We start from the raw sequence: 14,595 nt of genomic DNA, 5'->3' as shown, positions 1-14,595 counted from the left end.
GAGTGACTCGGTGCGGGCCCCTCCTCGTACGAGAACTCAGTCCTGCGCCGCACCACTCTCGCGCCGCACCGACAGCAGGTCCTCCAGCTGCTCCTCGCGCGCCTGCGCGGCCACGAAGAGAAGCTCGTCGCCCGGCTCCAGAGTCTCCTCCGGCGTCGGCGTCAGTACGCGCGTCCCGCGGATGATCGTGACCAGCGCGGTGTCCACCGGCCATTCCACCGCGGAGACCTGCGTGCCCGCCAGGGCCGACTCCGGCGGCAGCGTGAGCTCCACCAGGTTGGCGTCACCGTGGCTGAAGCGCATCAGCCGCACCAGATCGCCGACGCTCACCGCCTCCTCGACCAGCGCCGACATCAGCCGCGGCGTGGACACCGCGACGTCGACGCCCCAGGACTCGTTGAACAGCCACTCGTTCTTGGGGTTGTTGACCCGGGCCACGACCCGCGGCACCCCGTACTCGGTCTTGGCGAGCAGGGAGACGACCAGGTTGACCTTGTCGTCGCCGGTCGCCGCGATCACGACGTTGCAGCGCTGCAGCGCCGCCTCGTCCAGCGAGGTGATCTCACAGGCGTCGGCCAGCAGCCACTCCGCCATCGGCACCCGCTCCACCGAGATGGCGGTGGGCGCCTTGTCGATCAGGAGCACCTCGTGCCCGTTCTCCAGCAGCTCGCCCGCGATGGAACGCCCCACCGCGCCGGCCCCGGCAATCGCGACCCTCATCAGTGACCTTCCTCGGGGCCCAGCGAACAGGCCGCCTCGACCTTCGCGATCTCGTGCGTGTGCATCATCACGTGGACGAGGTCGCCCTCCTGCAGCACCGTCTGGGAACTCGGCAGAATCGCTTCGCCCAGCCGGGTGAGGAACGCGACACGCACGCCGGTCTCCTCCTGCAACTTGCTGATCTTGTGCCCGATCCAGGACGGCGAGATGTGCACCTCCGCGAGCTGCACACCGCCGCTCGGGTCCCGCCACAGCGGCTCCGCGCCCGAGGGCAGCAGCCGGCGCAGCATCTGGTCGGCGGTCCAGCGGACCGTGGCGACCGTCGGGATGCCGAGGCGCTGATAGACCTCCGCCCGGCGCGGGTCGTAGATGCGCGCCGCGACGTTCTCGATGCCGAACATCTCGCGGGCCACCCGGGCCGCGATGATGTTCGAGTTGTCGCCGCTGCTGACGGCGGCGAACGCACCGGCGTCCTCGATCCCCGCCTCGCGGAGGGTGTCCTGGTCGAATCCGACCCCGGTGACCCTGCGGCCACCGAACCCGGAACCCAGACGGCGGAAGGCCGTGGGGTCCTGGTCGACCACTGCGACCGTGTGCCCCTGCTGCTCCAGAGTCTGCGCGAGAGCGGCTCCCACTCGCCCGCAGCCCATGATGACGACGTGCACGTCCGTCCTTCCGCCCGTTAAGAGTCCATCAAGAGTTTTCGTTGACATTTCGTCGGACTCACAAGAGTCGCAGACCGCCGACAAAGCTACACACGCGCGGTACCCCGCGGGGACCCCCGGTCAGCGCCTTCCGCACCGGGCCGCGCGTCGGTCCGTGCAGCGATCACGGAACATTCCGGAGCCCGGGGGTGGTGTGTGGGCGACGCCCGTTCGACCGCTTACGATCCTCGACGTGTCCAAACTGACCGACGTGCCCAAACGGATCCTGATCGGCCGGGCCCTGCGCAGCGACAAGCTGGGAGAAACGCTCCTCCCCAAGCGCATCGCACTCCCCGTCTTCGCCTCCGACCCGCTCTCCTCCGTGGCCTACGCGCCCGGAGAAGTCCTGCTCGTGCTCTCCATCGCGGGTGTCTCGGCGTACCACTTCAGCCCGTGGATCGCGGTCGCGGTCGTCGTCCTGATGTTCACGGTCGTCGCCTCCTACCGGCAGAACGTACGGGCGTACCCGAGCGGCGGCGGCGACTACGAGGTCGCCAACACCAACCTCGGCCCGAAGGCCGGACTGACCGTCGCCAGTGCCCTGCTGGTCGACTACGTCCTGACCGTCGCCGTGTCGATCTCCTCCGGGATCGAGAACCTTGGCTCGGCCATCCCCTTCGTCGTCGAGCACAAGGTCCTGTGCGCGGTCGCCGTCATCGTGCTCCTCACCCTGCTGAACCTGCGCGGGATGAAGGAGTCCGGGAAGCTCTTCGCGATCCCCACGTACGTCTTCGTCGTCGGCGTCTTCATCATGCTCGCCTGGGGCGCCTTCCGGTCCCTGACCGGCGACGACATGAGCGCGCCCACCGCCGACCTGGAGATCAAGCCCGAACACCCGGGGCTGGCGGGATTCGCGCTCGTCTTCCTCCTCCTGCGCGCCTTCTCCTCCGGCTGCGCCGCCCTCACCGGCGTCGAGGCGATCTCCAACGGCGTCCCCGCCTTCCGAAAGCCGAAGTCGAAGAACGCCGCGACGACGCTCGCCCTGATGGGCACCCTGGCCGTCGTGATGTTCTGCGGCATCATCGCGCTCGCCATGGAGACCGGCGTCAAGATGGCCGAGAAGCCGGCCGTCGACCTGATCCGCGACGGAGTCCCGGTCGGCGACTCGTACGTACAGAACCCGGTGATCTCGCAGGTCGCCGCCGCGGTCTTCGGCCAGGGCACCTTCTTCTTCGTGCTCCTCGCAGCCGCCACCGCACTGGTCCTGTTCCTGGCCGCCAACACGGCGTACAACGGCTTCCCGCTCCTCGGCTCGATCCTCGCCCAGGACCGCTACCTGCCCCGCCAGCTGCACACCCGCGGCGACCGCCTCGCCTTCTCCAACGGCATCGTGCTCCTCGCGGGCGCCGCCGTCCTGCTGGTCGTTCTCTACGGCGCCGACTCCACGAAGCTCATCCAGCTCTACATCGTCGGCGTCTTCGTGTCCTTCACGCTCAGCCAGATCGGCATGGTCCGGCACTGGAACCGGCACCTGAAGACCACCAAGGACCAGGCCGAGCGCCGCCGCATGATGCGCTCGCGTGCGATCAACACCTTCGGTGCCTTCTTCACGGGTCTCGTCCTGGTGGTCGTCCTCGCCACCAAGTTCACCCACGGTGCGTGGGTCGCCCTGCTCGGCATGGTGATCTTCTACGGAACGATGTCCGCGATCCGCAAGCACTACGACCGGGTCGCCGAGGAGATCTCCGCAGCCGAGGGCCCCTCCGACGACAGCCTGCGCCCCTCCCGGGTGCACTCCATCGTCCTGGTCTCCAAGGTCCACAAGCCGACGCTGCGCGCCCTCGCGTACGCCAAGCTGATGCGCTCCGACCGCCTCGAAGCGCTCTCCATCAGCGTCGACCCCGCCGAGACGAAGGCCCTGCGCGACGAGTGGGAGCGGCGCGGCATCAACGTCCCCCTCAAGATCCTCGACTCCCCGTACCGCGAGATCACCCGCCCGATCATCGAGTACGTGAAGGGCCTGCGCCGCGAGAGCCCCCGCGACGTCGTCTCCGTCTACATCCCGGAGTACGTGGTCGGCCACTGGTACGAGCACCTGCTCCACAACCAGAGCGCCCTGCGCCTCAAGGGCCGCCTGCTCTTCACCCCGGGCGTGATGGTGACCTCCGTCCCGTACCAGTTGGAGTCCTCCGAAGCGGCGAAGAAGCGCGCGAAGAGGCGCCAGGACTGGAACGCTCCGGGCGCGGTACGGCGGGGCCCGGTGGACCGCCGCCCCAAGGAGGCTCCCAAGGAGACCTCGAAGGGCTAGCCCTTGGTGAGGTTTGCCTTGGTCGAGCGGCCGGACGACACCCACGTAGACTGGTGGGCTGTTGTCCGGCCGTTCCCCTTCGGTCCCCCTTTGATCCCCTGGAGTCACCCCACCATGCAGTCCGAATCCAAGGCACCGAAGGAAACGACGGCCGAGCGGGAGCCCGGAACGGCCGCCCCGCAGGAGCCCAAGGTGTCGCTCGTCGGTACGGAGTACGAGGTCGAGGTCGGCCCCGTCGCGCACGGCGGCCACTGCATCGCCCGTACGTCCGAGGGCCAGGTCCTCTTCGTGCGGCACACGCTCCCCGGCGAGAAGGTCGTCGCCCGCGTCACGGACGGCGAGGAGGGCGCCCGCTTCCTGCGGGCCGACGCGGTGACGATCCTGGACCCGTCCAAGGACCGCGTCGAGGCCCCCTGCCCCTTCTCCGGCCCCGGAATGTGCGGCGGCTGCGACTGGCAGCACGCCAAGCCCGGCGCCCAGCGCCGCCTCAAGGGCGAAGTCGTCGCCGAGCAGCTGATGCGCCTCGCGGGCCTCACCCCCGAGGAAGCCGGCTGGGACGGTACGGTCATGCCCGCCGAGGGCGACAAGCTGCCCGCCGGACAGGTTCCGCAGTGGCGCACCCGCGTCCAGTACGCCGTCGACGCCGAAGGCAAGGCAGGCCTGCGCAAGCACCGCTCGCACGAGGTCCAGCCGATCGACCACTGCATGATCGCCTCGCCCGGCGTCTCGGAGCTCGGCATCGAGAAGCGCGAATGGCCCCAGATGGCCTCCGTCGAAGCCATCGCCGCCACCGGCTCCAGCGACCGCCAGGTCATCCTCACCCCCACCCCCGGCGGCCGGCTGCCCCTCGTCGAGCTCGACAAGCCGGTCTCCGTCCTGCGCGTCCACGAGAAGGACGGCGGCGTCCACAAGGTGCACGGCCGCGCCTTCGTCCGCGAGCGGGCCGACGGCCGTACGTACCGCGTCGGCATGGGCGGCTTCTGGCAGATCCACCCGCAGGCCGCCGACACCCTGATGCGCGCGGTCATGCAGGGCCTCATGCCCCGCAAGGGCGAGACGGCCCTCGACCTCTACTGCGGCGTCGGCCTCTTCGCGGGCTCCATCGCCGAACGCATCGGCGACCAGGGCGCCGTGCTCGGCATCGAGTCCGGCAAGCGCTCCGTCGAGGACGCCCGCCACAACCTCGAATCCATGCCCAACGTCCGTATCGAACAGGGCAAGGTCGAGCAGGTCCTGCCGCGCACCGGAATCACCGAAACCGACCTGATCGTCCTCGACCCCCCGCGCGCCGGCGCCGGCAAGCAGACGGTCAAGCACCTGTCGACGCTGGGAGCCCGCCGCATCGCGTACGTGGCGTGCGACCCGGCTGCGCTGGCACGCGACCTGGCGTACTTCAAGGAGGGCGGCTACAAGGTGCGGACGCTGCGGGCCTTCGATCTTTTCCCGATGACGCACCATGTGGAGTGCGTGGCGATTCTGGAGCCGGTGAAGAAGGACGACTGACCTGCGGTGACAGGGGGCGGCGGCGGTCGCCCGGGCATCGGTTTCGGAGGGCTGGGGCGGGCGGCCGTCCCGGTACCCGGGAAGCCTGGGACTACCGGGCGCCGCCTTTGCCTTGCACCTCACGCAACGGGAGGTCTTAGCGTCCCGTGACATGAAGATTGTGGTGCACGACACGGCGTCCGCGATGACCGAGCTTCTGCGGCGCCCGCTGGAGGAGAGGCCCGGCGCCCTGCGAGAAATACTCGCTCCGCTGGAGAGCGCGATGGCCGTGATGGGTGACGTGGACCTGGTGCAGATGCACCGGATGGGCAGTGGCTTCCGGATCGACCATGAGGATCCGCGGCACTCGGCGGCCCTGCGGCAGATGCGGGACGCGGGGGTGTGGGGCGAGATCGAGGCGCGGCTCGGCGCGGCGTGGGCGCGGCTGGACCGTGCGGCGCCGGGGGTCGGGAGTGCGGAGACCGTGCATGTCGTGCTGGTGCTCGGCAACCCCGACGACCACCACCTGACGGTCCGTTCGGGCGGCTACTTCGGGATGGGCGGCTTCCCGGGGGCGATCCATCTGATGATGTGGCCCACCGGGACCAGCCTGGCGAAGATCGGCCACGCCGCCGCGCACGAGCTCCACCACAACGTGCGGTACGCCAACGTGGTCTGGAACCCCGCGACCGTCACGGTCGGCGAGCAGGTCGTGGCCGAGGGGCTGGCCGAGGCGTTCGTACGGGAGCTTGCCGGTGAGCAGGCCATGGGCCCCTGGGCGACGGCACTGTCCGGTGCGGAGCTGGACGAGGCCTACGAGAAGGTCGTGGCGGCGATCGACGTGGCCGGAATGCAGAACCTGCCGCCCTACGTGTACGGCGACGCCACCGCGCAGCTCATGGGGTGCGAGCCTGCCGGGCTGCCGGACTTCGCCGGGTACGCGGCGGGGCTGCGGATCGTGGACGCCCATCTGGCGGCGTCCGGTCTGACCGCGGCCCAAAGTGTCGCGCTGCCGGCCCGCGAGGTCCTCACCAACGCGGGGGTGCCGACCCGCGCGTGAGGACGCGTGAGGCATGGATCGGGTTCTCACCTGCGAGTTTTACCGAATGCTGAATGATGTGGTTCTCCGCAGGCTCCCTCCTTACAGTTCCGACCTGTAGCGCCTGCCGGTAGCGCCCGGCCGTGGTCGTGCCCACGACCGGCCGGGTCGCCGGTGTGCGCAGGAGCGGGAGGACACAGTGATGAACTTGCTCGACGGACTTGACGTGCTCGACGGACTCGACGGACTTGACGTGCTCGACGGACTCGACGGGCTTGATGGGCTCGGCGGAGGAGTACACGTCGATCTGGCGGAGCGACAGTGCCGGGGAGGCCGTCGCCGCCCCGGTGGCCGTCCGCCGACGGTCCGTCAGCCCTGCTGGGACAGCTTCGCCGTGACGGTCGCCCAGCGCTCCAGCACGCCCGAGGCCGCACCCGAGTCGACGGACTCGGCCGCCCGCTCCACCCCGGCCGCCAGCCGTTCCGCGACCGGCCGGTCGCTGGGCTCCAACGCCGCGAAACCCGCCGCCGCCGACAGCAGCACCGTGTCCCGGACCGGACCCCGCGCCCCGGCGAACACCTCGCGGGCCACCCGGGCGTTGTGAGCCCGGTCGCCGCCGCGCAGCGCACGCGCGTCGGCGTACCCGATGCCGATGTCGCGCGGGTCGAAGGACTCCTCGCGCACCTCGGAGCCGGTGACCGACCAGACCGTGGAGGTAGTGGTGACCGTCAGCTCGTCCATTCCGTCGTCGCCCCGGAAGACCAGCGCCGACACCCCGCGCCGGGCCAGCACCCCGGCGAGCAGCGGGGCCTGGCGCCGGTCCGCGACGCCCACCGCCTGGGCGGCGGGGGACGCGGGATTGGCCAGCGGGCCGAGGATGTTGAACACGGTGGGGATGCCGAGCTCCCGGCGTGTGACGGCCGCGTGCCGCATGGCCGGATGGAACATCGGGGCGAAGCAGAACGTGATGCCGGTCTCCTCGGCCACGGCCGCGACCTCGGCCGCCGGAAGGTCGAGCGACACCCCCAACTCCTCCAGCACGTCCGCCGATCCGCAGGACGAGGAAGCGGACCGGTTGCCGTGCTTGACCACGCGGGCCCCGGCGCCTGCCGCCACGATCGCCGACATCGTGGAGATGTTGACGCTGTTCGAGCCGTCGCCGCCGGTGCCGACGATGTCCAGCGCGGGACCCGGCACCCCCAGGGGCACGGCGTGCCGGAACATGGCACGTACCAGACCCTCGATCTCCTCGACGGTCTCGCCCTTGGCACGCAGGCCCACCAGCAGCCCGGCCAGCCGCGCGGAACCGACGGATCCGGTCATCACCTCGTCCATGGCCCAGTCGGTGTCCCGCGCGGACAGGTCCTCGCGGCGCAGCAACGCGTTCATCAGATCCGGCCAGGTAAGGGCCTGCGGCTCGGCAGTCACGGGGATTCTCCTTGAGCGACGCCAGAAAGAGTCTTCGCCGTCAATTCTGTGAATTCCCGCGCACGCCTTCCAGACCACTGACCGGGCAGCGGTACGGTCCAATTCGAGAAGGGGAGGGCCGGTGGCCCTGCATGTAGCGGTCGAAATCGTCAGAGAATCCGAGACGTCCCTGACCTCTCAGATCCAGCATTTCATCAAGCGAGAAATATCCGAGGGAATCCTCCACCCCGGCACCCGGCTCCCGTCCAGCCGCCGGCTCGCCGACGACCTCGACGTGTCGCGGAGCGTGGTGGTGGAGGCGTACGGACAACTGGTCGCCGAGGGGTACCTGGAGGCGGTCCAGGGCGCGGGCACCCGCGTCGTGCGCCACCTGGACGCCGAACCAGCCGTCGTGCCCGCCCTGCTGGACGAGGGGCGGGTACCCGCCGTCCGCTGGGATCTGCGTCCGGGCGGTCGCAACTTCCCGGCCTTCCCCCGGCGCGAGTGGCTCAGCTGCTACCAGCGGGTCCTGCACGCGGCCGACACCGCGGACCACGACTATCCGCCGCTGGCCGGAGCGCCGGCCCTGCGCGTCGAACTCGGCCACTACCTCGGACGGCTGCGCGGCGTCCGCACCACCGCGGAGCAGATGATGGTGGTGGCGGGCTTCGCCCAGGCACTCGGCCTGCTCTGCGCCGTCCTGCCGGAGCTGGGGATCGGGGCCCTGGGGATCGAGAACCCGGGCCACCCCGGGCAGCTCCAGTTCATCCACGGCAGCGGACTGCGGACCGTACCGCTCCCCGTGGACGAGGAGGGCATCGACGTCGACGCCCTCGCCGCTTCCGGGGTCCGCGCCGTCCTGGTCACCCCCGCCCACCAGTACCCCACCGGCGTGACCCTCTCCGCGCGGCGCCGCGAGGCGCTGGTCCGGTGGGCGCGCGAACACGACGGCTGGGTGATCGAGGACGACTACGACGGCGGCCTCTGGTACGAACGCGGCGCCACCCGCCCCCTCGCGCTCCAGCGCATGGCCCCCGACCGCGTCGTCTACGCGGGTACGGCGAGCAAGTCGCTCGCCCCCGGCCTGCGGCTCGGCTGGCTGGCCGCGCCCAGGCCGATGCTCGACCAGCTCCTGAGGGCCCGCGCCCGCCACGACCTGGGCACCGAGACCCTCACCCAGCTGGCCTTCGCCGAATTCCTGCGCAGCGGGCTGTTCGACCGCCACCTGCGGCGGCTGAACGCCCTGTGCCGCAGCCGCCGGGAAACGCTCGACGAAGCGGTACTCAGACACCTGCCGGGCGCCGAGGTCCTCGGACGGGCCGCGGGCCTGCACGCGTACGTACGACTGCCCCGGCACACGGACGAGGCCGCGCTGGTGGCAGGGGCGCTGCGCCGGTCCGTACTGGTGCGCGGAGGTGCGGCGTTCCACGTCAGGCCGGGAGGCCAGACACCCGCCCTGGTGATCGGGCACGCGCACCTGCCGCGCTCCGGAGTGGCGGAGGCAGTCCGGGAGGTGGCGGAGGCCGTTCGCGAAGTGGCGGCGGTCAGAGGCGAAGCGGCGGGGGCCAGACGTGAAGTGGCGGCGGTCAGAGGCGAAGCGGCGGGGGCCAGACGTGAAGTGGCGGCGGTCAGAGGCGAAATGGCGGGGGCCAGACGTGAAGTGGCGGCGGTCAGGGGCGAAGTGGCGGCGGTCAGACGCTCGTCCGCATCCGCAGGAAGTTCTCCAGCATCACCAGACCGCCGTTGGTCGTGATGCTCTCGGGGTGGAACTGCACCCCCTCGATCGGCAGCGTGCGGTGCCGAAGGCCCATCACATATCCGTGGTCGGTGGCGAAGGCCGTGGAAACCAGCTGGTCCGGGAGGGGATCGGAGACGATCAGCGAGTGGTAGCGGGTGGCTTCGAGGGTGTTGCCGAGCCCCTGGAACACCCCGGCGCCGTCGTGCCGCACCGTACTGGTCCGCCCGTGCATGAGCTCGCCCGCCACCTCGACCCGGCCGCCGTGGGCGAGCGCGATCGCCTGGTGCCCCAGACAGACGCCGAGCAGCGGTACCCGGCCGGCGAACTCGTGCACCAGCTCGACGTGACCGGAGTCGGCCGGGTGGCCCGGGCCGGGGCCCAGTACTACTGCGTCGGGCTCGGACGCCGCCAGTCGGCCGGGCGAGCGGGACAGCGACCGTACGACCTCGGTCCGCGCCCCGAGCGTGCGCAGGTACTGGTCGATGATGTGCACGAAGCTGTCGTAGGCGTCGATCAGCAGGACCCGCATGTCCCCGATTTCCTTCACGACTGCAACTCCTCACCGGTGAGCGCCCAGTAGGCGGCCCCCATCTTCGACAGCGTCTCCTGCCACTCGGCCGCGGGCTCCGACTGGGCGACCATGCCCGCCGAGCTCTGGGTCGAGTAGGTGTCCCCGTCGTACTCCACCGTGCGGATGCACAGCGCCAGTTCGCTCCAGCCGCGTACGTCCACCAGCCCCACGGCGCCCGCGTAATTGCCCCGCGGCTCCTCCTCAAGACCGTCGATGATCTCCATGGCCCGCACCTTCGGGGCGCCGGTCATGGTCCCCGCGGGGAACGTCGCACGCACCGCCTGCCACGTGTCCACACCCGCCTCCAGCCGGCCGGACACCGTCGACACGAGGTGGAAGACGTGCGAGAAGCCCTCCACCGCCATCAGTCGGTCCACGGGCTGGGTGCTGGGCCGGGCCAGCCGGCCGATGTCGTTGCGGCAGAGGTCGACCAGCATGATGTGCTCGGCCCGCTCCTTGGTGCTCTCCTGCATCTCTTTGATGCGCCGCTGGTTCTCCTCGTCGTCGGGGCCGCGCCTGGCGGTGCCCGCGATGGGGCGCATCAGGATCTCGTCGCCCTCGATCCGGAAGAACAGCTCCGGGCTCGCACCGATCAGCGTGCTGCCCGCCCGCGGCATGAGGAACATGTACGGCGAGGGATTGCGGTGGCGAAGCCGCCGGTAGACCTCGACGGGTGTCAGGGCGGTGCGGACGTCGATGCGATGGCCGATCTGGATCTGGTAGATGTCGCCGACGCCGATGTGCTCCAGACACCGCTCGGCCCACCCCAGGAACGTCTCGCGGCTCACGCTGTCGCGCACCGACAGCGGAACGGGCACATCCGGCACGCCGGGCCGCGATCCCTCCGGAACAGGCCCGGACGCCTCGGCCGCCAGGGCGAGCACGTCGACGCCCGCCGTCGTGTCGGGGAACTCCGGGCTCTCGGCCCGCAGTCGGCGCGCGCCGCCCGCCGTGAGGTCGTACCAGACGGTCTCCTGGAAGAGCGTGAGCGTCATGTCCGGAATCGGTGATTCCGCGGTCCGGGCCGGCAGCGACTCCATGAGCCAGGCGGATTCGTACGCGAGGGACGTCAGGAAGCCGAACGCGTAGGAGGTGGTGGGCACGGCGCTCTCCACGGCGAACAGCCGCTGAGCCGCGGCCAGCGCCTCCCACAGCTGGTCGGGAGTGGCGAAGTGCAACCGTCGCGCGCTGGTACTGGCGCTGGCGCGGGCACCGTCGTTGGCACTGGCACTGGCACTGGCGCCGGTCCCGGTCCCGGTCCCGGTCCCGGCCGTGGGGTCCGCCGTGAGCCCGGCACTCTCGGCCGCCGCGGCGAGCGCCCGGGCGACGGCCGGTGCCCCGTCGAGGTCGATGTGGCGGTCGAACACCCGGATCTCGGCCAGCCGGCCGAAGCCGACGACGGCCGACCGGCGGTCCTGCTCGGCTCCCGCCAGGCTCTCGAAGAGGAACACGTCCTGCTCCGGAAGGACGTCCCGCAGGCGCACATAGAGGTCGAGGGGGTCGTGACGCGGCAGCCCCGCCTCGGTGACCCGCACACCGATCGTTGTTGTTTCCGGCAAGGTGAACTCCCTCTGGACTCGGTTGAGAGCGAGTGAATCAGCGGATACGAGAGCTGGGCCAGACCAATTCCTCACCCCTGATACGGGCCATTCCCGAATCGCTTGACCCGAACAGGACCGCGCGGATTGAGTTGCCGCACGTTCTTTATGGGCCTCCGCACCGGAAGGCAGTAATGGAAAGAATCATGAAAGAAGCCACGGGCAGTACGGATGAATCCCGGCGGAAGAGCACGGCCGCCGAATCCTGGCGCGCGTTTCCCGCCGGGCAGCAGCCGGGCTGGCAGGGCACGGAAGAGCTGCGTGCCGTGACCGGCTGGCTGGAAGCGGCTCCTCCGCTGGTCTTCGCCGCCGAATGCGACCAACTGCGCCGTCGGATGGCCGCCGTCGCCCGCGGGGAAGCCGTCCTGCTCCAGGGCGGGGACTGCGCCGAGACCTTCGACCGGGTGACCGCCGACGCGATCCGCGGCAGCCTCAAGACGCTCCTGCAGATGGCCGTCGTGCTCACCCACGCCACCGCGCTGCCGGTCGTCAAGGTCGGCCGGATGGCCGGACAGTACGCCAAGCCGCGCTCCAGCCCGGTCGAGCACCGGGACGGCCTCGCGCTGCCCTCCTACCGCGGCGACGCGGTCAACGGCCTGGAGTTCACGGCCGAGGCCCGCAGGGCCGACCCCGGGCGGCTGCGCCTGATGTACGAGGCGTCTGCCAGGACGCTCAACCTGGTACGGGCCCTGACCACCGGCGGATTCGCCGATCTGCGTCAGGTGCACGCGTGGAACCGGGGCTTCGTCGCCGACTCCCACGTCGGCGAACGCTATGAGGAACTGGCCGACGAGATCGGCCGCAGCCTGGACTTCATGCAGGCGTGTGGGGTCGACACCCGGGAGCTGGGCACCGCCGAGTTCTTCGTCGGCCACGAAGGGCTGCTGCTCGACTACGAAGCCGCCCTGACCCGCACCGAACCGGCGAACGGGCGGGCCTACGCCACCAGCGGCCACCTGCTGTGGATCGGTGAACGGACCCGGGACCTGGACGGCGCGCACGTCGAGTACTTCTCCAAGGTCCACAACCCCATCGCGGTCAAGCTCGGCCCTGCCACGCACCCCGACACCGTCCTGAAGCTCATCGACCGGCTCGACCCGGCACGCGAACCCGGCCGGCTGACCTTCGTGGTGAGGGCCGGCGCCGACCGCGTCCGCGACCTGCTTCCCACCCTCGTGGAGAAGGTCAACGCGGAGGGTGCGCTGGTCTGCTGGGTCAGCGACCCGATGCACGGCAACACGACCACCGCCGCGAGCGGCCACAAGACCCGCCGGTTCGACACGGTGCTCGACGAGGTGCGCGGTTTCGTGGAGGTCCACCAGGCGCTGGGCACCCACCCGGGCGGCATCCACGTCGAGCTCACCGGCGACGACGTCACCGAGTGCACAGGAGGCGGCAACGAGGTACTGGCCGAGAACCTGCACCACCGGTACGAGACGGCCTGCGACCCCCGCCTCAACCACACCCAGTCCCTCGACCTGGCATTCCTGCTCGCCGAGATGTACCGGGGCCCGTCCAGGCCGTGACCCCGTGTGGGGCATAACACTGAGCGAGGGGGCAACTGGCAGCTCCCGCAGGACAGTTGCTCAGTCCTACGGTTTCGGTACCCCCACCGAGATCGAGGAGAACCCGCATGCTCCACAGACATGCCAGGGCGGCCTGCGCCGCGTTCGCCGCGGTCGGCGCGCTCGTACTGGCAGGGCTGCCCGGCACCGCGTCCGCGGACCCCGCAGCAGCCTCCGCACGTTCGGCCGCCGACACCCTGGGCGTCGGAAAGGCATCCCCCGAACTGCTGCGGGCCATGCAGCGCGACCTCGGCGTCACCGGGCAGCAGGCCGCCGCGCGACTGGTGAACGAGGCCGAGGCCGGTGCCGTCGCGGGACGGCTGCAGAACGCGCTCGGGCGGGACTTCGCCGGTGCCTGGGTGCAGGGCGACGACTCCGGGACGCTGACCGTGGCCACCACCGACGCCTCCGACGTTCCGTCCATCGAGGCGAAGGGGGCACGTGCCCTCGTCGTACGGCACACCCTGCGGCAGCTGGACACAGCGCTGGCGAAGCTCGACAGGGCTGCCACGGCGACAGCCGCGACGAACGTGCCCGTCCGCTTTGTGAATGTCAGGACAAATGAAGTGACCTTGCAGGCGGTCAGTCCTGCCGCCGCGAAGGCCCTCGTCGCAGCAGCGGGTGTCGATCCCGCTCTCGTACGGACGGAGAAGTCCGCTCAGCAGCCCCGTCCGCTGTACGACATCAGGGGCGGCGACGCGTACTACATGAACGGCAGCGGTCGCTGTTCGGTCGGCTTCGCCGTCACCAAGGGGACGCAGCAGGGCTTCGCCACCGCAGGGCACTGCGGCCGGCCGGGCACCACCACCACCGGCTACAACCAGGTCGCGCAGGGCTCCTTCCAGGCCTCCACCTTCCCCGGCCGCGACACCGCCTGGGTCGCCACCAACACCAACTGGACCTCGACGCCGTATGTGAAGGGCAGCAGCGGAAACGTCCAGGTCACCGGCTCGACGCAGGCAGCGGTCGGCGCCTCCGTGTGCCGGTCGGGCTCCACCACCGGCTGGCACTGCGGCACCATCCAGCAGCACAACACCAGCGTGACGTACCCCGAGGGGACCATCAGCGGGGTGACCCGCACCTCGGTCTGTGCCGAACCGGGCGACTCCGGCGGCTCGTTCATATCCGGCAGCCAGGCGCAGGGCGTCACCTCCGGCGGCTCGGGCAACTGCCGCACCGGCGGCACGACCTTCTACCAGCCGATCAACCCCCTGCTCCAGGCGTACGCCCTGACTCTCAAGACCACCTCCGACGACCCGGGTCCCGGCCCGGGTGAGCCCGGCGGCACCTGGGCGGTGGGCACCGTCTACGCGACGGGCGCCCAGGTGACGTACGGGGGTACCACCTACCGGTGCCTCCAGGGCCACCAGGCACAGGAGGGCTGGACGCCCCCGAACGTCCCCGCCCTCTGGCAGCCCGTATGACCGCCGCCTCATAGAGGCAGCGCGCAGTAAGCAGCAGCGCAGCAACTCGTCGTCCCGTGGCGCGGGCCGCGGCCCCCCCCGGAAAGCTGTGGCGGCGCG

At 70.7% G+C, this 14,595-nt stretch carries 11 protein-coding genes; 6 read left to right on the top strand and 5 right to left on the bottom strand.

All coding sequences use genetic code 11. From position 1 onward, the window contains the following. Positions 1–36: 36 nt before the first annotated feature. Positions 37–720, bottom strand: coding sequence for a potassium channel family protein (locus ACWGIG_RS27510; protein ID WP_453324365.1), 684 nt, complete (start codon positions 718–720; stop codon positions 37–39). Continuing rightward, complete coding sequence (locus ACWGIG_RS27505) at positions 720–1,385, bottom strand: potassium channel family protein (RefSeq protein WP_453324364.1); 666 nt, start codon at positions 1,383–1,385, stop codon at positions 720–722. The genes ACWGIG_RS27510 and ACWGIG_RS27505 overlap by 1 nt, the downstream gene beginning before the upstream one ends. A gap of 232 nt (positions 1,386–1,617) precedes the next feature. Here ACWGIG_RS27505 and ACWGIG_RS27500 point away from each other — a divergent pair, with 232 nt between their 5' ends. The 3 genes from ACWGIG_RS27500 (at position 1,618) to ACWGIG_RS27490 (ending at position 6,214) form a co-directional block, all read left to right on the top strand. Beyond that, a complete protein-coding gene (locus ACWGIG_RS27500) occupies positions 1,618–3,672 on the top strand; it encodes an APC family permease (protein WP_453324363.1) in 2,055 nt (684 codons plus the stop codon). Between the two features lie 114 nt (positions 3,673–3,786). Further along, positions 3,787–5,175, top strand: coding sequence for a class I SAM-dependent RNA methyltransferase (locus ACWGIG_RS27495; protein WP_453324362.1), 1,389 nt, complete (start codon positions 3,787–3,789; stop codon positions 5,173–5,175). A gap of 151 nt (positions 5,176–5,326) precedes the next feature. Next, positions 5,327–6,214: a DUF2268 domain-containing protein gene (locus ACWGIG_RS27490; RefSeq protein WP_453324361.1), complete on the top strand. Its 888-nt coding sequence runs from the start codon at positions 5,327–5,329 to the stop codon at positions 6,212–6,214. Between the two features lie 348 nt (positions 6,215–6,562). Here the strand turns inward: ACWGIG_RS27490 and trpD are convergent, their stop codons facing one another. Next, entirely contained in the window at positions 6,563–7,582 is a 1,020-nt protein-coding gene (gene trpD, locus ACWGIG_RS27485) for an anthranilate phosphoribosyltransferase (protein WP_453324367.1), read from the bottom strand. Positions 7,583–7,742: 160 nt separating this feature from the next. On the opposite strand from trpD, the gene pdxR reads away from it, so the two are divergent. Continuing rightward, positions 7,743–9,353 carry a MocR-like pyridoxine biosynthesis transcription factor PdxR gene (gene pdxR / locus ACWGIG_RS27480; RefSeq protein WP_453324360.1) on the top strand — a complete coding sequence of 537 codons (1,611 nt, stop codon included), beginning with the start codon at positions 7,743–7,745 and terminating at the stop codon, positions 9,351–9,353. Here the strand turns inward: pdxR and ACWGIG_RS27475 are convergent. Beyond that, positions 9,292–9,867 (bottom strand): anthranilate synthase component II, encoded by a 576-nt coding sequence (locus ACWGIG_RS27475; protein ID WP_453324366.1) that lies wholly within the window; start codon positions 9,865–9,867, stop codon positions 9,292–9,294. The two genes, pdxR and ACWGIG_RS27475, sit on opposite strands and share 62 nt — an antisense overlap. Positions 9,868–9,881: 14 nt before the next feature. Beyond that, positions 9,882–11,468: an anthranilate synthase component I family protein gene (locus ACWGIG_RS27470; RefSeq protein WP_453324359.1), complete on the bottom strand. Its 1,587-nt coding sequence runs from the start codon at positions 11,466–11,468 to the stop codon at positions 9,882–9,884. Positions 11,469–11,653: 185 nt separating this feature from the next. Here ACWGIG_RS27470 and ACWGIG_RS27465 point away from each other — a divergent pair, with 185 nt between their 5' ends. Together ACWGIG_RS27465 and ACWGIG_RS27460 are read left to right on the top strand one after the other, a co-directional pair. Beyond that, the gene (locus ACWGIG_RS27465) at positions 11,654–13,033 is read left to right on the top strand and encodes a class II 3-deoxy-7-phosphoheptulonate synthase (protein WP_453324358.1); all 1,380 of its coding nucleotides are present in this window, start codon (positions 11,654–11,656) and stop codon (positions 13,031–13,033) included. Between the two features lie 107 nt (positions 13,034–13,140). Next, positions 13,141–14,496: a carbohydrate-binding protein gene (locus tag ACWGIG_RS27460; protein ID WP_453324357.1), complete on the top strand. Its 1,356-nt coding sequence runs from the start codon at positions 13,141–13,143 to the stop codon at positions 14,494–14,496. Positions 14,497–14,595 lie beyond the last annotated feature (99 nt).

It is taken from the genome of Streptomyces sp. NPDC054863 (assembly GCF_053610825.1).
Note: the sequence above shows the minus strand (reverse complement) of the source record. Positions and strands in the feature narration are given on the sequence as shown.